Raw genomic sequence first — 20,328 nt, 5'->3', positions numbered from 1 at the left:
AAGCCCGGGCCTGAGGGGCCGCTCAGACCTCGGCATCCGTCGCATCAAGGCTGAGGGGGGCTGCGCTGCGCGGCAGATCGTCGGTCGTCAGCGGCAGGGCCGGACGGGCCAGACGGTTCCGCACCACCCAGTGCAGCCGCTTCTCGGCCCTCGTGATCGCCACATAGGCGAGGCGCTTCCACAGCGGAATGCCCGCCTCGCTCCGTCCGGTGCGGGCCGCGACGAAGAGGTCGGGCGCGAAGACCTGCACCTCCTCCCACTGGCTGCCTTGCGCCTTGTGGATCGTCACCGCCGCGCCGTGCAGGAAGGCAGCACCCATACGGGCGGCATAGGGGATGAACGGTTCCTCCTCGTCCGGCAGTTCGATCTTGATGATCGAGGCGGCCGAGACGCGCGGGTCTTCCGCCCCCATCACATGCAGCCGCGAAAAGCCAGGCTTGTTGCCGGGGCCGAGATAGATGACCTGCGCCCCCTTGATCAGGCCGCGCGCCTCAAGGTCGATCCGCTTCTTGCGGTGCTTCAAGGGCAGTTCGATCCCGTCGCAAATGAGCGGCTCACCCGGCAGAAGCGCGTCCGCCGGCGCCCCATAGGCGGCGCGGAAGGCCTGGATCAGCCGCACCCGGGTCTGGTTGCGCCAGACGAGCGCGGGGGAGCGCGCCATCAGCCCCGCATCCACCCGTTCCGACCACACCACCCGGTCGTCGCGTCGGGCGGCGTCGGCCACCATCTGTTCGAAGGTTTCGAACTGCAGCGCCTCGTCGCCAAGCGCATGGGCCAGATCGAGGATCGGATTGTCCTCCGCCTGCCGGTGGACCCGGTGCAGGTGCAGTCGTCGGCCGGAAGGCAGCTTGTCGAACACCATCTCGCCCGACTGGCCGACCGGGGCAAGCTGCGCGGGATCGCCGAACAGCACGAGCGTCGGAAAGATTTCGCGCAGGTCCTCGAACTGGCGTTCGTCAAGCATCGAGGCTTCGTCGACGAACCCCACATCCAGCGGATCCTCGCGCCGTTTCCAGCCGAGAATGAAGTCCGAGCCGCGCAAGCCCGCCGCCGCCAGGGCACCGGGGATGGATTTCACCTGTTCGTAGAAGGCCTTGGCCCGGTCGAGCGCCTGATCTGTCAGCCCCTCGACCGATGGCCGGTCGCCCGATCCGGCCAGCCATTCGGCGATCTTTTCATATTCGGGGTCATAGACCGGCGTATAGAGGATGCGGTGGATCGTGGTCGCGGGCACCCCGCGCGACCTGAGAACCGAGGCCGCCTTGTTGGTCGGCGCCAGTACCGCGAGCGTGCGGCGATCCTTGCGGCGCTTGCCTTCGTAATCGCCCGACACGATGTCGACGCCCGCCTCGGTCAGCGCCCGCGTGAGGCCCGCCAGCAGCATGGTCTTGCCCGACCCCGCCTTGCCGGTCAGCGCCAGGACCGATGCCTTGCCGGGCGCGTCGGGCGTCAGCCCGCCCTCTTCAATATCGATTCCGGCGCCCAGCAGCATCTCGGCCACGCGGTCCCAGGCCTCGGCCTGATCTTCGGAAAACTGATGGGCGGCGACGGCAGGGGACGACATGGGCGGACCCTATCCGCCCCGCCCGGCTTATGCCAGACCTCAGCCGCCGTTCCCCGACCGGCGCGTCACCGGCAGGGCGCCGCATGACGACGCGGGAAAGGCCACCGATGCCCCGCCCTTCGCGCGCGTCACCTCAGCGGCGGCAACCTCGATCGTCCGGTCCACCTGAGCGGCCAGCTCCGGCAGTCCGTTCAGGGTGGAAAAGGTCTTCAGGTCTCCTAGTACGTCGAAAATCCACTGATAGGTCATGCCTGCCTCGCGACTGAGCCCCCTTTTCAACCTATACGGGAAGAACTCTTGCGCGATGGCAAATTTGCGAAAAGCCTGTTGCCTGATGCGGACCGGTTAACGGCAGGCGGCCCGCGCCGAGGCGCGGGCCTGACCGGCCGGGTCCGGCGGAGCCTGCCCGGCCTTTGCTCAGCCGTTGCGGCCTGCTTCGAGCGCATCCTCGAAGGTACGAAGCCCGGTGCGCGGCGCCTGCACCAGCACCGCCATATTGCCGGGCTTGTGCTGGTTCTTGCGCATCAAAGTATGGGCGCGCGGGATCTCGGCCCAGGGGAAGACCTCGGACATGCAGGGGTCGAGACGGCGTTCGACCATCAGCTTGTTCGCCGCCGCCGCCTGTTTCAGATGGGCGAAATGGCTGCCCTGCAGGCGCTTTTGGTGCATCCACATGTAACGGACGTCGAAGGTGCAGTTGAAACCGGAGGTGCCCGCGCAGATCACCACCATGCCGCCCTTCTTGCAGACGAGCGACGAGACCGGGAAGGTCGCCTCGCCCGGGTGCTCGAAGACCATGTCGACATTCACCCCCTTGCCGGTGATGTCCCAGATCGCCTTGCCGAACTTGCGCGCTTCCTTCAGCCAGATGTTATATTCCTCACTATTGACCTTCGGCAGCTGACCCCAGCATTTGAAATCGTTGCGGTTGATCACGCCCTTCGCGCCGAGGCCCATGACGAAATCGCGCTTGGATTCGTCCGAGATGACGCCGATCGCGTTGGCGCCCGCCGTGTTGATCAGTTGGATCGCGTAGGAGCCAAGGCCGCCCGAGGCGCCCCAGACCAGCACGTTCTGGCCGGGCTTCAGATCATGCGGATGATGGCCGAAGAGCATCCGGTAGGCGGTTGCAAGCGTCAGCGTATAGCAGGCGCTTTCCTCCCAGGTCAGGTGTTTCGGCCGCGGCATCAGCTGCTGCGACTGCACGCGGGTGAACTGGCTGAAGGAGCCGTCGGGCGTCTCGTAGCCCCAGATGCGCTGGGTGGGCGAGAACATCGGGTCGCCGCCGTTGCATTCCTCGTCATCGCCATCGTCCTGATTGCAATGGATCACGACCTCGTCGCCCACTTTCCAGCGCTTGACCTTGTCGCCCACGGCCCAGACGATGCCCGAGGCGTCTGAGCCCGCCACATGATAGGGCTGCTTGTGGCCGTCGAACGGGCTGACCGGCACGCCAAGCGCCGCCCAGACGCCGTTGTAATTGACCCCCGCCGCCATCACGAGCACGAGCACCTCGTTCGAATCGAGCTTCCAGGTATCGACCACCTCGACCTGCATCGCCGATTCCGGCTCGCCGTGCCGCTCCTGCCGGATCGCCCAGGCGTACATCTTGGCGGGCACATGGCCGAGGGGCGGCATCTCGCCGATCTCATATAGGTCTTTCGCGGGGGCCTCGTAGGGCGCGATCCCGGGTTTGGTATCGAGGGCCATGTCCATCTCCTGCCATGCCGCAGTGCAGAATCAATGCGGGTTTCAGACAGGAAATACAAATGGCAAAGCAACATTGCAATAGATGCAGAGCCTAGTTTGTAATTTTATGTCTCTTCCGTTTCGATCTTTCCGGCTTTTCTACCGGATTTCCCCCTACGGTTTCTGCAGCTGCATCGAAAAGCTGCAGGATCGAGGCAGCGTAGAAGTCGAGAATCGGTCGGCTCGCCGGTTTCAGCACCAGCCGGTCGCCCTGCCGTTCCATCATATGGCGCATGCGGAAGATGCTGATCGTCCGGTCGACGGCTGCCGTGACGTCACCCTCGGGCAGCACCAGTTCGGCGCCCACCGCCGCCAGCCGGTCGGCCAGTGCGGCGGATCGGGTGATCAGGCCCGCGCGGTCGGTCTCCTCCGCCGCGCCCCAGGCCGCTGCCACCAGCGGCACCGCCAGCACCGGGATATTGCGGGTGATCTCCTCCATCAGCGCCACCGCCAGCGCCTCGGTCGGATCGCCCTGCGCGCCCTTCTCGAAGGCCGCAAGCGAAATCGGCGTGCCATAGCGCACCACCGCGTCGCCGAAGCCCCGGAAGCGCCCCAGAAGCGCGCGCCAGAGGTGACGGGCGATGAAGGCGAGGATGCCGGGAACCCTTGCGCGGAAGCGGCGCGTCCCTTCCGCATGGGCGGCGATCAGCACGCGGTCCTCGACGATCCGGTCGTAATTGAGCGCGACCGGCACGAACACCACGTCGCGCCCCGGCGTGCGCGGCGCGCTGGTGATATAGCTCAGGATGCCCAGCTTCGGCGGCATGGTCCGCCCGGTCAAGGACAGGCCACCCTCAGGGAAGATCGCCTGCGTCACCCCTTCCGCCGTCGCCATCTGCACATAGCGCGACAGGACGCGGCGGTAGAGCTGCCGGTCGGACCGGCGGCGGATGAAATAGGCGCCCATCGTCTTGATCAGCCAGGAAAGCGGCCAGATCCGCGCCCATTCGCCCACCGCGTATGAGAGCGCCGAGCGTTCGGCGGCGAGATAGGTCACCAGAACGTAATCCATGTTCGAGCGGTGGTTCATCACGAAGACGACCGTCGCGCCCGGGTCGATCCGGCCAAGCTTCCGGTCGTCGAGATGGACCTTGTAGATCAGCCGGGCGAACCAGCGCGCCAGCCGGATGCCGTAGGTGAAATAGAAGCGCGCCGAGAAGGAGGGCACGATCTCGCGCGCGTATCTCCGGGCGCGTTCCATGACCACCGTTTCCGGCTCCCCGGTCGCCCGCGCCTCTTCGCTGATCGCCTCATAGACCTTGGGGTCATGGGCGAGACGGAGGATCATGTCCTGCCTCTCCATCAGCTTGAAGGGCTGGATCGGCCGGTCGAGGCGGGCGTTCAGCCGCGCCACCAGCCCCTCCATCCGGCGGCGGAAGAACCAGCGGACCGACGGAAAGAGAAAATGCGAGGAAAAGGCCACCGCCGCGAAGGCGATGATCAGGAGGAAAAGCCACAGCGGCAGTTCGACGGTGCGGAACATCGGCGCCTAGAGGAAGGTCAGGACGGCGGAAAGCACGATCAGCAGGAAAAACCCGATCCCGACGAGCCCGAGCAGCGGCGCGCGCGCCGCCGCCGCCGTGTCCCCCGCCCGGGCCTTCGCACCGTTCTTCACGGAATAGACGACGAGGCCGGTGAAGAGAGCGACGAGCGCCATCTTGACCCAGAACCATCCCCTCAGACCGTCAAGCCCGTAATGCCCCCAGACCAGCATGAGCCCGGTCACGATCAGCACGCCAAGTGCGGTGCGGCCCAAGAGCGACAGCTTGATGCCAACCAGTGCGAGATGCGGCCGCGCCTCGGGCGGCGCCTGGCTGGCCACCGCGCCGACAATGGGAATGCCGAAGGTCGCCGAGCCGCCAAGGCCGATCGCCGCCAAATGCAGCCAGAGCGCTATCGTCAGGAGATGATCCATATGCCTGCCCTTCCCTGCGCCGAGAGTTCCAGATTCCGCGTCACTTGAAAAGCCACCCCCGATGCCGCAATGCAGCGAATTGACAGGGTCACGATCTGTCGTCTATCTCTGCACCTGCGAAATAATCTTGCCCGAAGGATCGACCCCGATGAGCGCGATTCACAAAGACAAGCCCTGGCTCTTCCGTACCTATGCGGGCCATTCGACGGCGGAAAAGTCGAACGCGCTCTACCGGGCGAACCTCGCCAAGGGGCAGACTGGCCTGTCGGTCGCCTTCGACCTGCCGACCCAGACCGGCTATGACAGCGATCATGAACTGGCGCGGGGCGAAGTCGGCAAGGTCGGCGTGCCGGTCTGCCATCTGGGCGACATGCGCGCCCTCTTCCGCGATATTCCGCTGGAAGAGATGAACACTTCGATGACCATCAACGCGACGGCGCCCTGGCTTCTGGCGCTGTATGTCGCCGTGGCCGAGGAACAGGGCGCAGATGTTCGAAATCTGCAAGGAACGGTGCAGAATGACATCATCAAGGAGTACCTAAGTCGCGGAACTTATATTTGTCCGCCGAAGCCTAGCCTCAGGATGATCACCGACGTGGCCGCCTATACGGCGGAAAACCTGCCGAAATGGAACCCTATGAACGTCTGCTCCTATCATCTGCAGGAGGCGGGCGCGACGCCGGAACAGGAACTGGCCTTCGCGCTGGCGACCGGCATCGCGGTTCTGGATGACCTGAAGGGCAAGGTCGCGGCAAAGGCTTTCCCTGCCATGGTCGGGCGGATTTCCTTCTTCGTGAATGCGGGCATCCGGTTCGTCACCGAACTGTGCAAGATGCGCGCCTTCGCCGAGCTTTGGGACGAGATCTGCCGTGACCGCTACGGGATCGACGAGGAAAAATTCCGCCGCTTCCGCTATGGCGTGCAGGTCAACAGCCTCGGCCTGACCGAACAGCAGCCGGAAAACAACGTCTACCGAATCCTTCTGGAAATGCTGGCGGTGACCTTGTCGAAGAACGCCCGCGCCCGGGCGGTGCAATTGCCCGCCTGGAACGAGGCGCTGGGCCTGCCCCGCCCCTGGGATCAGCAATGGTCGCTCAGGATGCAGCAGATCCTCGCCTACGAGACCGATCTTCTGGAATATGGCGATCTGTTCGACGGCAGCCCGGTGATCGCGGCCAAGGTCGAGGCGCTGAAGGACGGCGCGCGCGAGGAGTTGAAGACGCTGGACGCGATGGGCGGCGCCATTGCCGCCATCGAATACATGAAGAGCCGCCTGGTCGAAAGCAACGCCGCCCGCATCGGCCGGATCGAGACGAACGAAACCACGGTCGTCGGCGTCAACCGCTGGCAACAGGGAGAGGCCTCGCCGCTGACAGCAGGCGACGGGTCGATCCTGACCGTCGATCCGGCGGTCGAGGAAGACCAGATCAACCGCCTGAATGCCTGGCGCGCCGGGCGCGACGCCAAGGCCGTCGCCACCGCCCTCGCCGCCCTGCGGCAGGCGGCGCAATCGGGCGCCAACATCATGCCCGCCTCGGTCGCGGCCGCCAGGGCAGGCGTCACCACCGGCGAATGGGCGGGCGTGATGCGCCAGGTCCATGGCGAATATCGCGGGCCCACCGGCGTGTCGCAAAGCCCCTCGAACCGGACCGAGGGGCTTGATGATCTGCGCGAGGCGGTCGACCGGGCGTCGCGGCACCTCGGGCGGCGGCTGTCGTTCCTGGTCGGCAAACCCGGCCTCGACGGCCATTCGAACGGCGCCGAACAGATCGCGGCGCGGGCGCGCGATTGCGGCATGGCGATCCGCTATGAGGGCATCCGCCTGACGCCCTCGGAAATCGTCAGCGCCGCGGCGGATGACAAGGCCCATGTCGTCGGCCTTTCGATCCTGTCGGGCAGCCACCTGCCCTTGATCGCGGAAGTGATGGAGCGGATGCGCGCGGCAGGGCTTGCCCATGTGCCGGTCGTCGTCGGCGGCATCATCCCCGACGAGGACGCCGAGCAACTGCGCGCCATGGGCGTCGCCCGCGTCTATACGCCGAAGGATTTCGAACTGAACCGCATCATGATGGACATCGTGACGCTCGCCGTGCCAGAAGGTCTGGCCGCCGAATGAGGTCCCCATGCAGGTCGAACCCCGCAGCTTTCCCGATTATGCCGCCAGCCTGAAGGTCGCCTTCGAGGAAGAGATCGGCGGCGAGACCTTCTTTGCCGCGATGGCGGAGGTATTCGCCGGCGCGTTTGACGGTGTGCCGTCCGAGGCGCTGGCCCTGATGGCGCGGATGGAGGCGGAAACCATCCGGCTGCTGGAGCCGGTGGTCGACCGGGCCGGGATTGCCGTGACCGACCGCAATGTCCTGCGCGCAGAAGGCCGGGCCGAGGGCTTCGAGCGCGCTGCCGCGGGCTGGCCCGAGATCGTGCGATCCATGGACGAGGATTACGGCGCCTATGTCGAGGAATTCGAATGGGCTTTCGGACAGGCCCCGCTCGAAGACCGCGCGCGCCTTCAGTTCCTCGTCGATCACGAGGTGGCGATCGTGGGCTTCGCCCGCGCCTGGCGGGCGGGCGATCCGGATTGCCTCGCCCCGCTTCACCGTTATCTCACGCGCGCCGCGCTGGCATGACGGACCTCGCGGTCCGGAATACCTGACCTTCTCCATAGCTTCACTTCGGCTATAGCTCGGGCAGGACGTTTCACGAGGCCAGAATGCGCTTTCCCCTGACCATCGCCCTTGCAATCGCGACAGCACTGCCGATCCCCGCGTCGGCACAGGACCCAGTCTTGCCCGAAGCACTCGCCTCCATGCTTGAAGAGGACCGTGCGCTTTGCGATGACGGCGCGTTCAGCGCAGCGCCCGGAACGATGACCGAGGTCGACCTCGACGGCGACGGCGTCAAGGACTGGCTTTACGACCGCGGCGCCATCCGCTGCGACAGCGACCTTACGCTCTATTGCGGCACCATGGGCTGCGGCATCACCACGATGATCGGCGGCGTGACGGGCGAGCTTCTGCTGCACGCCTGGCGCGTCGTGGCCGAAGATGGCCAGACCTTGCTCGTCGCCCCGTCCGACAACGGTGAGGCGCGCTTCCGCTGGGACGCCGCCGCAGGCGCCTGGACACTGCTTCCTGAGGAATGAGCCGAAGGACATGCTGATGACCCGCCTCCTCGTCACCCTCGCGATGACGCTCGCCGCCGGACCGCTGGCTGCGGAAATGCCCGCCGCGACCGCCGCCTTGATCGACCACAACCGGACGCAATGCGAAGCGAACGGCGGCCAGCTTTCGGTCGGGCCGGATGCCGTGCTGCAGGCGGACCTGAACGGCGACGGCACCCTCGACACGATCTTCGACGGCGCGCAGGTCAGCTGCACCAAGGATCCCCAACCCACCTGTTCAGAGCTCGGCTGCGATCTCAATGTGATCGTCGGCACCGAACAGCATAATTTCATCGTCCTCGGCTGGTCGGTCGAACGGGCGGGCGACCGGGCGGGCGAGCGGGCGGTCCTGCGCACGAAACAGTCGGGCTTTCTGCTCAACAAGCCCGAAGATGCGACCTATGACCTCTATTTCGACAATGTCAGCCAAAGCTGGCAAGTGGTGAAATAGGCCCCACGCCGCCCCTTGTATCGGACCACACCTTTCGGCAGTCTGGCCTGATCTTTTAAGACAGGTGAGACATGACGTTCCATATCGGTGCCAAGAAGGGCGAGATCGCCGAAACCGTCCTGATGCCGGGCGACCCCTACCGCGCGAAATGGGCAGCGGAGAAGTTCCTTGAAGGCGCCGTCTGCATCAATCAGGTGCGCGGCATGCTGGGTTTCACCGGGACATGGAAGGGCAACCGGGTGACGATCCAGGGGTCGGGCATGGGCATGCCGTCGCTGTCGATCTATGCCAACGAGCTGATCCGCGACTATGGCGCCAAGACGCTGATCCGCATCGGATCGGCTGGGGCGATGCAGCATCACGTCAAGGTCCGCGACGTGGTTATCGCCATGACTTGTTCCGCGATTTCAACCCCTTCGCGCGGGTTCTTCAAGGAAATGCAGTTCGCACCCTGCGCCGATTACGGCCTTCTGGAACAGGCGGTGGCGGTGGCGCGGGCCAAGGGCACGCCCACCCATGTCGGTGGCATCTATTCCTCGGACGTCTTCTATGACGAGCGTCCCGACCTGACAGAGATGCTCGGCCGTCACGGCACGCTCTGTGTCGAGATGGAGGCGGCGGAGCTTTACACCGTCGCCGCCCGCCATGGCGCGCGGGCGCTGGCGATCCTGACCATTTCGGACCACCTTCTGACGCACGAGGCCCTGCCTGCCGAGGACCGCGAGCGGTCGTTCGGCGACATGGTGGAAATCGCGCTCGGCGCGGCCTTCGCCTGACGTCCGGGCCTGAAGGATTTTCGCGAAAATCCTTCAGCCGAGGCGCGGCGCCTGCGGGGAAAAATCTTGCGAAGATTTTTCCCCCGCCCCGCCGGTTTCGACGATCCAGCGCGCGACACGCGCGGCCGCGCTGCCCGGCAGCGGGCGGCGCAGCGACCAGAGTGTCAGCGGCCGGTCGAGCGCCACGCAGGGGGCGAAGGGTGCGACCAGCGCACCGCTTTCCAGATGGCGCGCGACGAGAGGCCCGTGGCCGATCAGCACGCCCGCCCCGTTCATCGCCTCTTCCACCGCAAGCGCATAGAGCGAGAAGACCGGTCCGCGCGGGGTCAGGCCGGGTAGCCCCGCCGCCTCCAGCCAGTGCGGCCAGTCACCCGCCCAGGTGCTGTCGGTCAGGCAAGGCAGGTCTGCGAGGTTCGCCGGTGCCTGCAGCCGCGCCGCGAGCGCGGGCGCGCAGACCGGAAAGATCCCGTCCTCGGCCACCACCTGCCCTTCGCCCCTCGGCCGGAAGAACAGCGCCAGATCGAACGGCGCGCGCTTCAGATCCGGCGGCGTCTCGAGCGCGGTGATCGAGACGGTGATCTCCGGCTGGGCGGCGCGTAGCGCGGGCAGGCGCGGCGACAGCCAGAGCTGGGCGATGGCGGGCAGCGTTGCAATGTGGACCGTCCGGGGCGCGGCCTCGGCCCTCAGCCGCTGGACAGCCAGGCCGAGCCGGTCAAAGGCCTCGACGAAGTCCGGCAGCAGACTTTGACCCAGCGGCGTGACGCGCACGCCCTTCGCATGGCGTTCGAAAAGCGCAGCCCCAAGCGCCTCTTCCAGCTGTTTCACATGGGCGGCGATGGCGCCCGGGGTCACACCAAGCTCGACCCCCGCCGCGGCAAAGCCGCCAAGCCGCGCCGCCGCCTCGAACGCGCGGAGCGCATTCAGGGGAAGGCCTTTCAGGGGTGGCGGGGCGACGGGCAAGTCAGGCTCATTTTTTCTACGCCTAGAATTCTAGAAAACTGATTTGATCGTGCAAGGCTCTTTGTCACAATCTGCCCCCGAGCCACGGAGGATCGCATGACCGCTATTGCCACCCGCCCCCACCTTGCCCGGCGCGCCTGGGTCCCTGACGCCTGCGAAACATTGATCGGCCTGCAGGCAGCCGCTGCCGCAGCCGCGACGGGCGATGAGGTCGCCGGCCGTCTGGAACAGCTGGCCGCGATGAACGGCGAGATCCATGACCGCGACTGTTTCAACCTGAATCCCGCGACCAATGTGATGAACCCGCGCGCCGAGGCGCTGCTTGCCCGGGGCCTGGGGTCGCGGCCGTCGCTGGGTTACCCCGGCGAAAAGTACGAGATGGGGCTGGAGGCGATCGAGGAGATCGAGGTGATCGCCGCGGAACTCGCTGCCGAGGTTTTCGGTGCCGCCTATGCCGAAGTGCGGGTGTTTTCCGGGGCGATGGCGAACCTTTACGGCTTCATGGCGCTGACCAAGCCGGGCGATGCGATCATCGCCCCGCCCGCGACCATTGGAGGCCATGTCACGCACCATGCCGCCGGTTGCGCGGGTCTTTACGGCCTTGTCACCCATCCCGCGCCGGTGAACGACGACGGCTACACGGTCGATCTGGACCAACTTCGCGCTCTGGCGCTTCGCGTGCGGCCGAAGCTGATCACGCTGGGTGGCTCGCTGAACCTCTTCCCCCATCCGGTGCGAGAGGTGCGCACGATCGCCGACGAGGTGGAGGCGAAGCTTCTCTTCGACGCCGCCCATCAATGCGGGATCATCGCGGGCGGCCAATGGGCGAACCCGCTCGCGGAAGGCGCGCATCTGATGACCATGTCGACCTACAAGAGCCTCGGCGGACCGGCGGGCGGGCTGATCGTGACGAACGAGGCGGAGATTGCCGAGAAGCTCGACCATATCGCCTTCCCCGGGATGACGGCGAATTTCGATGCCGGGCGAGTCGCGGCGCTGGCCATGTCGCTGCTGGATTGGCGCGACTATGGGCGGGCCTACGGGGCGGAGATGGTGGCACTGTCTCGTGCGCTGGCCGATGCGCTTGCCGCCGAGGGCCTGCCAGTCTTTGCAGGCGCGCAGGGCCACACGGCCTCGCACCAGTTCGCGATCGAAGCGGCGGCGTTCGGCGGCGGGCAGACGGCGTCGAAAACACTCCGCAAGGCGGGCTTCCTGGCCTGCGGAATCGGCCTGCCCATCGCCGATGTGCCGGGCGATCTGAATGGCCTTCGCATCGGCACGCCGGAACTGGTGCGGCGGGGTGTGAAAGTCGGCGATGCGCCGCGGATGGCCGCGCTGATCGCCGAAGCGCTGCGCGGCAATGACCCTGGCGGGCTTGCGCCCCGGGTCGCGGAGTGGCGCCAGACCTTCTCGGGCCTCCATTACATTCGGGCTTGAACGATCCGATTCGCCGGTGTCTGATGGCCTCCCCCCCGCGAAAGGACCCTGCATGCGCACGCTCTCCCTCGGCCACACCGGCCCGACGATTTCTGCCCTCGGTTTCGGCGCCATGTCCTTTGGCGGGATCTTCGGGCCGACGACCGAGGCCGAGAGCCTCGCCTGCCTCGACGCGATGTACGGGGCAGGGATCACTTTCATCGACACGGCCAACATCTATGGCATGGGCGTCAGCGAGACGGTGATCGGCACATGGCTCGCCTCTCGCAGGCCCGAGGTCGTCCTGGCCACCAAGGCCAGCTTCGTTGCCGGTCCGCCCCGGCGCGTCGACAATTCGGCGGCCCACCTGCGCAGCGAACTGGACGCATCGCTGAAGCGGCTGGGGCGGGAGCGGGTGGATTTGTTCTACATCCACCGGCGGGAACATGCCCGGCCGCTGGAGGAGGTGATCGGCACGCTTCGGGACCTGGAGCGCGAAGGAAAGATCGGCGGCTATGGCCTGTCGGAGGTGGCGCCGGAGACCCTGCGCGAGGCACATGCGATCCATCCCTGCCTTGCGGTGCAGAACGAATATTCGCTCTGGTCGCGGCAGCCGGAACTGGGGCTCATTCAGGAATGCGGGCGGCTGGGAGTCACGTTCGTCGCCTTCTCGCCGCTTGCGCGCGGGATGCTGGGGCAGCGCCCCCTGCCCTTCGACAGCGTCACCGACGGTTTCCGCGCGCAGAACCCGCGCTTCACCCAGCCCTATTTCGACCGGAACCAGGCGCGGATCGAGCCTTTCCGCGCCTTCTGCGCGGCGCGCGGCTGGACGGTGCCCGCCACCGCGCTGTCATGGGTGATGGGCGCGGGTCCGCATGTCGTGCCGATCCCCGGCACGCGTGCGGCCGAGCGGCTGAGGGAATGGTTGTCGCTGCCGGTCCTCAGCGCGGACGACCGGGCGGAAATCGAACGCGTCCTGCCCGCAGGCTTCGCGGCCGGCGACCGCTACGGCGACGGCCAGCTTCTGGCGGTCGAGCGTTACTGCTGAACTTCAAAGCCCGTGGCTGCGGTCATAGCCGTTCGGCGGCGGCGGTTGCCAGCCCGCAAGCGCGGCAGGATCGGGCCGGAGTATCTCGACCAGAAGCGGGTGGCAGGCGGCTGTGTCCGAGGAATGCTCGGCCGAACAATCACCCCCCGGACAGGCCGACAGCCCACCCAGAAGGTCGATCTCGGCAAAGAATTCCAGATAGTCGCCGGGGCGGACGGGTGATGCTTTCATGAAATATTGCCCGGTGTCGCGGGTGAAGCCGGTGCACATGAAGACGTTCAGCACATCATGCACATGCTTTTCCGCCTCGTGCGGACAAAGCCCGGTTTCGGCGGCAAGCGCGCGCGTCAGGTTCGAATGGCAGCAATGATGGTACTGGCCGCCGTGGCTGAGCAGATTGTGCGTGTAAGGATCGCAGCGCGTGCCGATCACATCGTGGACCGAGCCGCCGAACCGATCGAACCCGTACCAGTCGAGCGTGTCATGGGTGATGGTCGCCATCGGGCGGAGCGCCGGGAAGGATGACCACATGCGGTCGCCAGTCGACAGATGCGTGCCGTGAAGGGCGCGCGTCTTGCCGGAATAGAACCGCTCACCCAGATCGGCGGCATTCCACAGGTTCAGATCGCCCACCTGCGGCCCCTCGACTGAACGGATGCGGAAGAAGTGGCCCTGAGGCACCCCGAAGCACCGCGCCTCGCGCGGCGGCACCAGAACCTCTGCGACCCGCTGCAGCGACGGGCGCGCAGCCTGATAAAGGGGCATGGGCGCAGGCGGCAGGCCCCCGACCGGATAGCAGATGACCGGCGCCACCGCCTTGCGGGCGGCGCTATCGCTCGGGGCTAAGGTTTCCGGCGTCTGAAGCTTCATGTCCGCCCTCCGATTGCCTTGCCATCCTTGCCGGGGCGGGCCAATGCGGTCAACCGGATCGCGCCGGGTCCAGGCAATCGCGCGGCTCGCCCTGGCAGGTTGCGCCGCAAGCCGCGCAGCGATAGCTGTCCGGTCCCGCCCCCAAGTCGCGCCGCCAGCGGCAGGCGCGCGTCAAGGTCGTGCCCCGGCGCGCAAGCCAGAGATAGAGCAGGACCGAAAGCAGAAGGATGAGCAGGAGAAGCGGCATGAACGATCCCTATCGCGTCGGCCGGTCGGGTCAAGAATCCATCGTCATCGGGCACGAATGGCACGGAGTAGCCCGCTCATCCAAAGCGAGAATTTCTTGCCAAGATTTCGCCGCAAACGCCTGCTAGCGCCTTGCCGGTAACCAGTTCGAGACCGTGTCCATGAAACTGAATTTCCTCCTTCTTTTCCTTGCCTTCCTCCTCTTCTCGGCTCTCGACGCCGAGGCACGTGGCCGCTCTCGTGGGTTCAGGCTTTTCGGCTTCGGATCGGGCAGCGGTTCCTCCAGCCAAGCTGACAGCGGAATGCCGGGGTCGTCTGCCGGATTCGGCACGCGGGGGGCGTCGTCCGACGATGGCGCGAGTGGCAGGCCGCGCGGTTTGGGACTTTTCTTCTACGGGCGCAAGGAGACGCTTTCTTTCATAGCGCCGAGCAAACGCTCCATGGGGGCGGTCGGTCAGCTGTCGGTCTGCCGCCTCGACGACAGAATCATGGTGCTTTGGGTCATCCCGATCTGGACGATTCCCAAGGAGTATGTGCTTGCCCCGCACCGCTGCGGGACCGACAAATATCTCTCCGTGACGCCCGAGGATCTTGCGGCGATGCGCGCGAGTGGCCTGATTGACGTCGATCTGCCGACGCCAGCGGTCCTCGATCTCGAAGCGAAGATCATGAACGTCCTCGCGGTGGGGGTCGGCCTTGGCTTTCTGGCGATCATCGCCATCGCCCGTGCCGGGCAGATGAGCGGGCGAACCGTTGGCCACCGCAGCCCGGAACCTACTGCCAGGGAGATTCTGGCGGGCCGCAAAGGCGGCGCGTTCCCCGGCAATGGTGGTACGAACGCTCGCGCCGACGCGTCACCGTCGAGTTTCCATGTCCAGGTCAGCAATTTCGCGCCCGGACTGCGGCTGGCTTTCGAGGTCATGGCCAGAACCGCGCTTGTCGGCCGTGACCCGATGTCCGAAGGGCTCGATGCCATACAGAACGTCGCTCGCGTAACGCTCGGCATGCCGCTTGACGTCGATTACGCCTCCCGGCTCATCGAAATGGCCGCCTCCCTTCCGCCACCCGCCGCCCTGTTGCGGCAGGTGCGTGATCTTGGCGCGGGTGAATCCCAGCGGCTTGTGCGCATGGCGCTGCTTGTAGCGGCGGCGGAGCGGGCGCCAACGGCAGAGGCACGCGCCTTTATCGAGCAACTCGCCGCTGCCGCGGGCGTGGGCCGGTCGGAGTTGCGCGACCTCTATTCGCAACTGGAAGCGGCATGAGCCACCTGCGGCGCGGAGATCCTAGAGCCTGTCCTGACGGCCGTTACGGCGGCGCCAGGCTCTCACGTCCAGCCAGACAACGCCGATCCCGAGCGGGATCATCCAGAAGCCGAGGATCGGCAGGAAGCCGAACGTCCCGCCGACGATGAGGAGAAGACCGAGGATCGCCCGCGCACCGGGCGGGACGCGGCGGTTGATCCTGACCAGCGCGCGGCGGACGCGGCCACGGATTGCCAGACGGGTTTCGGGGCTGAGGATCGGCATGATCGCCGAGACATGTGTTCGCTCTGTCGCGGACGCAAGCCCCTAGGTGCCTTCCAGCACCTCGACCGCAAGGATCGTCGGCAGATGGCGGGCCACCTCCTGCCAGCTGTCGCCTTCGTCGAGGCTTGCGAAGACCGAGCCGGAGTTGGTGCCGAAATAGATGCCCGCCGGATCGTGGGTGTCGCCCGCCATCGCCTGCCTGAGGACGGTGAAGAAGCAATTTTCCTGCGGCAGCCCCTTGCGCATCGCCTGCCAGCTTCTGCCTGCATCGCGCGACCGCCAGACGGCGGCGGAGGCGCCGGGCGGGAAGCGGCCCTGGCTGTCGCCGTTCAGGGGCAGGGTCCAGATCGTATCAGGGTCGCGGGGATGAACGCGGATCGGGAAGCCGAAGGTCGAGGGCAGGCCCTCGGTCACATCCTCCCAGCTGCGCCCGCCGTCGGGGCTGCGCCAGACGCCATGGTGGTTCTGCTGATAGATCACGTCGCCGCCGCCCGGCGCCCGCATCATGTTGTGGACGCAATGGCCGACCTCGCCGTCGCGGGGCGCGGCGGGGTGATGGTGATGGCCACAGGCCTCGGCGTTCGACAGGCGGTTGCGGCGGTCCCATGTCTTGCCGCCATCCTCACTGGCAAAGACCCCGGCCGCCGAAATGCCGACCCAGAGCTTTTTCGGATCGGTGGGATGGGCAAGGATCGTATGCAGCACCAGCCCCGCCGCCCCGCCGTTCCAGTCCGCGCGCGAGGGATGGCCGGTCAGCCCCTCGACCCGCGCCCAGGTCCGCCCGCCATCGCGGCTTTCCAGAAGGGTCGCGGGCTTCGTCCCGGCCCGAAGCGCACCATGCGCCAGCCCGAGCGACCAGACCTGCGCGAACTCTTTGCCGAAGGGCGCGGGTTCATCCTTCCAGCCGATCATCGCGGCGAAATCGGGATCGTTTGCGGCCCAGTCGTCCATCTGTCCGCTTGTCAGCTTGCTGACCTGCCAGCTCTCCCCGTCGTCCTCCGACCGCCAGACACCGGCGCCGTGCCAGTCGCCGCCGCCGCCCGCCCAGATCGTGCCCGTGGCGGGATCGCCCACGGCGTGATTGATCGGCCAGCCGTCGCAATGCGGGCCGGAGACCGACCAGCCGCCCCGCCCACGGTTGCGGATCAGAAACAACCCCTTGGTCGTCCCGACCAGAAGCGTCACGGCACGGTCCATCGGCCCCTCCCCGGCTGGATGATCAGGGGCGAGCCTACCACGCCGGTGCCATCACACCTAGCGGTCAGGCCGCGCGGGCGGCGGTCTCAGGGCTGTAGTAGGCGTACATCTGCTCGACCGCCGTCTGGGCGGGCAGGAAGGGCACGCGGTCCGGCTGCGGTGTATAGTAGCGGAACGGCAGCGGCACGTCGGCCGGGCATTTCGGCATTTGGGTTTGACGGTCGGTTCTGTGCATCTCGCACCTCCGGATCAGGCGTCCACCCTCCCCTCGCGCCAAGATATGCCTCGATGCCGTTCTCCGCCACGCGAGAACCGGCACAGCCGACATGCAGCAGACGCAAGCTTACCATCGGGAAAGTTCGTGATTGTGCCCGTCACAAGATTGCATTGGCCCCTTGGCGCGCGGCTCGGCTAGCCTGCCCGGACCGACAAAGGAGAACGACATGCCCGTCCAACGTATCGCCGCCTTCACCGCCGAAGGCCGGGGCGGAAACCCTGCAGGTGTGATGATCGCGGAAGAGATGCCCGCGCCTGCCGCCATGCAACAGATCGCGCGCGATGTGGGTTACGCGGAGACCGTCTTCGCCGCCCCCCTGCCCGGTGGCGGCTGGCGCGTGCGCTATTTCGCACCAGAGGCCGAGGTCGCCTTCTGCGGCCATGCCACGATCGCGCTTGGGGCGGCGCTGGGGCAACGGAACGGCCCCGGCAGCTATGCCCTGACGCTGAACAGCGCCGAGATCAGCGTTGAAAGCGACGGACGCGGCAACGCGACCCTGACCTCGCCCCCCTCGCGGTCGGAACCGATTGATGCGGCATTGCGCGGGGCGCTCATGGGGCATTTCGGCCTGATGGACGCCGACCTCGACCCACGACTGCCGCCGCGCCTCGGCGACGCGGGAAACCGCCATCCGATTTTCTTCCTGAAGGACCGCGCCCGGCTTGCGGCCATGGACTATCCGTTCGACGCAGTGAAGACCCTCATGCAGACCGAACGGCTGACCACGATCTGCCTTGCCGTCGCGGACGGCCCCACGCTCTTTCACGTCCGCAATGCCTTCGCCATCGGCGGCCTGGTCGAAGACCCGGCGACCGGGGCCGCGGCGGCGGCGCTTGCGGGCGCGCTGGTCGACCTCGGCTGGCCCGGAATGCCCGGCGGTCGCTTCACCATCCGTCAGGGCGAGGACATGGGCGTGCCATGTGAAATTCTGGTGGAGGCCCCGACCGAACCCGGCGGCCGCGTACGCCTGACGGGAGCCACCCGCATCCTGCCCGATCCGGCTTGAAGCCTGCGGCACCGCCGCTAGTCTGGCGGCGGGAGGCATCATGGCCGCACAATCCATCATCGACCTCAGCGTCGCACGCACCGACGCCCTGCTCGAAAGCCTCGACCCCTAGTCCTGCCACGGGATTTTTCCTCCATCTGCGATTAGAGTCCGGCCCTTGGAGAGGACGGACGATGAAGAAGGCACGACCGACGGACGCAGATCATTGGCATCCTGCAGGAGCATGAGGCGGGCCGTCAGCCCCGCGCCACCATGCCGGGGCCCGAGACCGTGCCGCCGAGAGTGACGATCTCGCCGCCGATCATGCCGCGCAGGATCACTTCGGCGCCTTCGGAGACGATCAGGTTGCCCTGAACCATGCCGCCGACAATGACGCGGCGCCCCGGCGCGATGGTCAGATCGCCGCCCACCACCCCGGCGAAAGTGCAATCCTCGTCAAGCAGCGCGTCGCCCGGATACATCTCTCGCCGGGGCGCCTGCGGTTCCATCTCAGACCACCCGCTCGACCATCATCTTCTTGATCTCGGCGATGGCCTTGGCCGGGTTCAGCCCCTTGGGGCAGGTCTTGGCGCAGTTCATGATCGTGTGGCAGCGGTAAAGCTTGAACGGATCTTCAAGATCGTCGAGCCGGTCGCCCGTCGCCTCGTCGCGTGAATCGATGATCCAGCGATAGGCATGCAAAAGCGCGGCCGGGCCGAGGTAGCGGTCGGAGTTCCACCAGTAGGAGGGGCAGGAGGTCGAGCAGGAGGCGCACATCACGCATTCATAAAGCCCGTCGAGCTTCTTGCGGTCCTCGATCGACTGGCGCCATTCCTTCGCTGGGCGGTTGGTCTTGGTCTCCAGCCACGGCATGATCGAGGCATGCTGGGCATAAAAATGCGTGAGGTCGGGGATCAGGTCCTTCACCACCGGCATGTGCGGCAAGGGATAGATCGCCACATCGCCCTTCACCTCGTCGAGGCCATAGATGCAGGCCAGCGTGTTGATCCCGTCGATGTTCATCGCGCAGGAGCCGCAGATGCCTTCCCGGCACGACCGGCGGAAGGTCAGCGTCGGATCGACCTCGTTCTTGATCTTGATCAGCGCGTCCAGAACCATCGGCCCGCACTTGTCCATGTCGAGGAAATAGGTATCGACCCGCGGGTTCTCGCCGGTGTCCGGGTCCCAGCGATAGATGCGGAACTTCCGCACATTCTTACCCTCGGGCTTCGGCCAGGTCTTGCCGACGCGGACCTTGGAATTCTTGGGAAGGGTGAACTGGACCATCGGTGCCTCGTCTCAGATATTCATGGTGCCCAGGGCGGGCTTGCGGGCGAGAAAGATCCGCTCGCCCCGCCAAAGGCCATAGGTCGAAACGTCGGGTTCGACCGAGTTGAATTCCTCCAGCGCAAAGCCGGCCGCCGTTATCCGGTCACGCAGGTCTCGACCGTAATAGCGCACGTGATCGGCCTGGCCGAAATGCAGCAAGCGCATCCGAGCGCCGTCGATTTCAGGATTCTCGTATGTTTCGTCCCAGCCCTCGATCACCGGCGTATTCAGAAGGGCTACCCCGCCTGGGCGCAGTACCCGGAACATTTCCGCAAGCGCCTTGCGATCGTCCACATGTTCGAGAATCTGGCAGCAGACGATACGGTCAAAGCTGTCATCGGCCAGGTCCATCGCCTCGATGTTCAGCTTCAGATCGACGCGAGGGCGCATCAGATCGGCCGTGACATAATGCCCAGCGAGGGCGCGGATGGTCGCGCCAAGCTGCGGCTCGGGTGCAAAATGCAGGACGCTGTGCCCGGGGCCGATAACCTTCTTCCGGTCAAGCAGCAGCTTGACGAGGCGATGCCGCTCCAGCGAGCCGCACTTCGCGCATTGCGCGTCAAACCGCAGGGGAAAGCCGTAGGGCGTGAAGGCGCCATAGTAATCGCAGAGCGGACAGGAACGAGGATGAACGCCCGCGGCGTCACGCTTGAGGGACCGGAGCAGCTTGCGCACGCGCGCCGCGATGACATCCGCGAACTGGGCGGTCTGGTCAACGGGGCGCCGGGTGTCATCCTGCCCGGTTTCGACGCCCGCAACGCTTGTGGGCTCATCGCTCATCAATCGGTCCTTTTCGTTCCCGCCAGACGTTGCGGAAGGTCGGCCGCCTTCCCGCCTGGCCATTGACCGATCTGCGGCTGCG

23 protein-coding genes are annotated in these 20,328 nt (G+C 66.3%); 9 read left to right on the top strand and 14 right to left on the bottom strand.

What is annotated here, in order from left to right; translation table 11 throughout:
- Positions 1-22: 22 nt before the first annotated feature.
- The 5 genes from P0645_RS00725 to P0645_RS00705 form a co-directional block, all read right to left on the bottom strand.
- Positions 23-1,564, bottom strand: coding sequence for an ATP-dependent DNA helicase (locus P0645_RS00725; RefSeq protein WP_284162631.1), 1,542 nt, complete (start codon positions 1,562-1,564; stop codon positions 23-25).
- Positions 1,565-1,603: 39 nt separating this feature from the next.
- Positions 1,604-1,813 (bottom strand): hypothetical protein, encoded by a 210-nt coding sequence (locus P0645_RS00720; RefSeq protein WP_284162630.1) that lies wholly within the window; start codon positions 1,811-1,813, stop codon positions 1,604-1,606.
- 168 nt (positions 1,814-1,981) lie between these two features.
- The gene (gene ccrA / locus P0645_RS00715; protein WP_284162629.1) at positions 1,982-3,274 is read right to left on the bottom strand and encodes a crotonyl-CoA carboxylase/reductase; all 1,293 of its coding nucleotides are present in this window, start codon (positions 3,272-3,274) and stop codon (positions 1,982-1,984) included.
- A 91-nt stretch (positions 3,275-3,365) separates the two neighbouring features.
- A complete protein-coding gene (locus P0645_RS00710) occupies positions 3,366-4,796 on the bottom strand; it encodes a 1-acyl-sn-glycerol-3-phosphate acyltransferase (protein ID WP_284162628.1) in 1,431 nt (476 codons plus the stop codon).
- Positions 4,797-4,802: 6 nt separating this feature from the next.
- Positions 4,803-5,228, bottom strand: a complete 426-nt coding sequence (locus P0645_RS00705) for a hypothetical protein (protein ID WP_284162627.1) — start codon at positions 5,226-5,228, stop codon at positions 4,803-4,805.
- A 148-nt stretch (positions 5,229-5,376) separates the two neighbouring features.
- On the opposite strand from P0645_RS00705, the gene P0645_RS00700 reads away from it, so the two are divergent.
- The 5 genes from P0645_RS00700 (at position 5,377) to deoD (ending at position 9,612) form a co-directional block, all read left to right on the top strand.
- The gene (locus P0645_RS00700) at positions 5,377-7,344 is read left to right on the top strand and encodes an ethylmalonyl-CoA mutase (protein WP_284162626.1); all 1,968 of its coding nucleotides are present in this window, start codon (positions 5,377-5,379) and stop codon (positions 7,342-7,344) included.
- Between the two features lie 7 nt (positions 7,345-7,351).
- Entirely contained in the window at positions 7,352-7,852 is a 501-nt protein-coding gene (locus P0645_RS00695; protein ID WP_284162625.1) for a hypothetical protein, read from the top strand.
- Positions 7,853-7,935: 83 nt separating this feature from the next.
- On the top strand, positions 7,936-8,367 hold the full coding sequence (locus tag P0645_RS00690) for a hypothetical protein (protein ID WP_284162623.1): 432 nt from the start codon (positions 7,936-7,938) through the stop codon (positions 8,365-8,367).
- A gap of 16 nt (positions 8,368-8,383) precedes the next feature.
- Entirely contained in the window at positions 8,384-8,836 is a 453-nt protein-coding gene (locus P0645_RS00685) for a hypothetical protein (protein ID WP_284162622.1), read from the top strand.
- Between the two features lie 71 nt (positions 8,837-8,907).
- The gene (gene deoD, locus P0645_RS00680) at positions 8,908-9,612 is read left to right on the top strand and encodes a purine-nucleoside phosphorylase (protein WP_284162621.1); all 705 of its coding nucleotides are present in this window, start codon (positions 8,908-8,910) and stop codon (positions 9,610-9,612) included.
- A 33-nt stretch (positions 9,613-9,645) separates the two neighbouring features.
- Here the strand turns inward: deoD and P0645_RS00675 are convergent, their stop codons facing one another.
- Positions 9,646-10,572 (bottom strand): LysR substrate-binding domain-containing protein, encoded by a 927-nt coding sequence (locus P0645_RS00675; protein ID WP_284162620.1) that lies wholly within the window; start codon positions 10,570-10,572, stop codon positions 9,646-9,648.
- A gap of 96 nt (positions 10,573-10,668) precedes the next feature.
- Between P0645_RS00675 and glyA the strand changes: the two genes are divergently transcribed.
- Both glyA and P0645_RS00665 read left to right on the top strand, forming a co-directional pair.
- Positions 10,669-12,009, top strand: a complete 1,341-nt coding sequence (glyA, locus tag P0645_RS00670; protein ID WP_284162619.1) for a serine hydroxymethyltransferase — start codon at positions 10,669-10,671, stop codon at positions 12,007-12,009.
- Between the two features lie 52 nt (positions 12,010-12,061).
- The gene (locus tag P0645_RS00665; protein WP_284162618.1) at positions 12,062-13,036 is read left to right on the top strand and encodes an aldo/keto reductase; all 975 of its coding nucleotides are present in this window, start codon (positions 12,062-12,064) and stop codon (positions 13,034-13,036) included.
- A 3-nt stretch (positions 13,037-13,039) separates the two neighbouring features.
- Here P0645_RS00665 and P0645_RS00660 read toward each other — a convergent pair whose 3' ends face one another.
- Both P0645_RS00660 and P0645_RS00655 read right to left on the bottom strand, forming a co-directional pair.
- Positions 13,040-13,906 carry an urea carboxylase-associated family protein gene (locus P0645_RS00660; protein ID WP_284162617.1) on the bottom strand — a complete coding sequence of 289 codons (867 nt, stop codon included), beginning with the start codon at positions 13,904-13,906 and terminating at the stop codon, positions 13,040-13,042.
- A 49-nt stretch (positions 13,907-13,955) separates the two neighbouring features.
- Positions 13,956-14,153, bottom strand: coding sequence for a hypothetical protein (locus P0645_RS00655; protein WP_284162616.1), 198 nt, complete (start codon positions 14,151-14,153; stop codon positions 13,956-13,958).
- 160 nt (positions 14,154-14,313) lie between these two features.
- On the opposite strand from P0645_RS00655, the gene P0645_RS00650 reads away from it, so the two are divergent.
- Positions 14,314-15,414: a hypothetical protein gene (locus P0645_RS00650; protein ID WP_284162615.1), complete on the top strand. Its 1,101-nt coding sequence runs from the start codon at positions 14,314-14,316 to the stop codon at positions 15,412-15,414.
- Between the two features lie 21 nt (positions 15,415-15,435).
- Here P0645_RS00650 and P0645_RS00645 read toward each other — a convergent pair whose 3' ends face one another.
- From P0645_RS00645 to P0645_RS00635, 3 genes are all read right to left on the bottom strand, one after another.
- Positions 15,436-15,678, bottom strand: coding sequence for a hypothetical protein (locus P0645_RS00645; RefSeq protein ID WP_284162614.1), 243 nt, complete (start codon positions 15,676-15,678; stop codon positions 15,436-15,438).
- A 42-nt stretch (positions 15,679-15,720) separates the two neighbouring features.
- Positions 15,721-16,875, bottom strand: a complete 1,155-nt coding sequence (locus tag P0645_RS00640; protein WP_284162613.1) for a WD40/YVTN/BNR-like repeat-containing protein — start codon at positions 16,873-16,875, stop codon at positions 15,721-15,723.
- Between the two features lie 64 nt (positions 16,876-16,939).
- Positions 16,940-17,110, bottom strand: a complete 171-nt coding sequence (locus P0645_RS00635; protein ID WP_284162612.1) for a hypothetical protein — start codon at positions 17,108-17,110, stop codon at positions 16,940-16,942.
- A gap of 208 nt (positions 17,111-17,318) precedes the next feature.
- On the opposite strand from P0645_RS00635, the gene P0645_RS00630 reads away from it, so the two are divergent.
- Positions 17,319-18,158 carry a PhzF family phenazine biosynthesis protein gene (locus tag P0645_RS00630; protein ID WP_284162611.1) on the top strand — a complete coding sequence of 280 codons (840 nt, stop codon included), beginning with the start codon at positions 17,319-17,321 and terminating at the stop codon, positions 18,156-18,158.
- Positions 18,159-18,394: 236 nt separating this feature from the next.
- Here P0645_RS00630 and P0645_RS00625 read toward each other — a convergent pair whose 3' ends face one another.
- The 3 genes from P0645_RS00625 to P0645_RS00615 are packed head-to-tail and all read right to left on the bottom strand — an operon-like array spanning position 18,395 to position 20,246.
- A complete protein-coding gene (locus P0645_RS00625; RefSeq protein WP_284162610.1) occupies positions 18,395-18,646 on the bottom strand; it encodes a hypothetical protein in 252 nt (83 codons plus the stop codon).
- A 1-nt stretch (position 18,647) separates the two neighbouring features.
- Positions 18,648-19,424, bottom strand: coding sequence for a succinate dehydrogenase iron-sulfur subunit (locus tag P0645_RS00620; protein WP_284162609.1), 777 nt, complete (start codon positions 19,422-19,424; stop codon positions 18,648-18,650).
- 12 nt (positions 19,425-19,436) lie between these two features.
- Complete coding sequence (locus P0645_RS00615) at positions 19,437-20,246, bottom strand: methyltransferase domain-containing protein (RefSeq protein WP_284162608.1); 810 nt, start codon at positions 20,244-20,246, stop codon at positions 19,437-19,439.
- Positions 20,247-20,328 lie beyond the last annotated feature (82 nt).

The organism is Frigidibacter sp. SD6-1 (genome assembly GCF_030143255.1).
Taxonomy (GTDB): Bacteria; Pseudomonadota; Alphaproteobacteria; order Rhodobacterales; family Rhodobacteraceae; genus TMP-24.
Note: the sequence above shows the minus strand (reverse complement) of the source record. Positions and strands in the feature narration are given on the sequence as shown.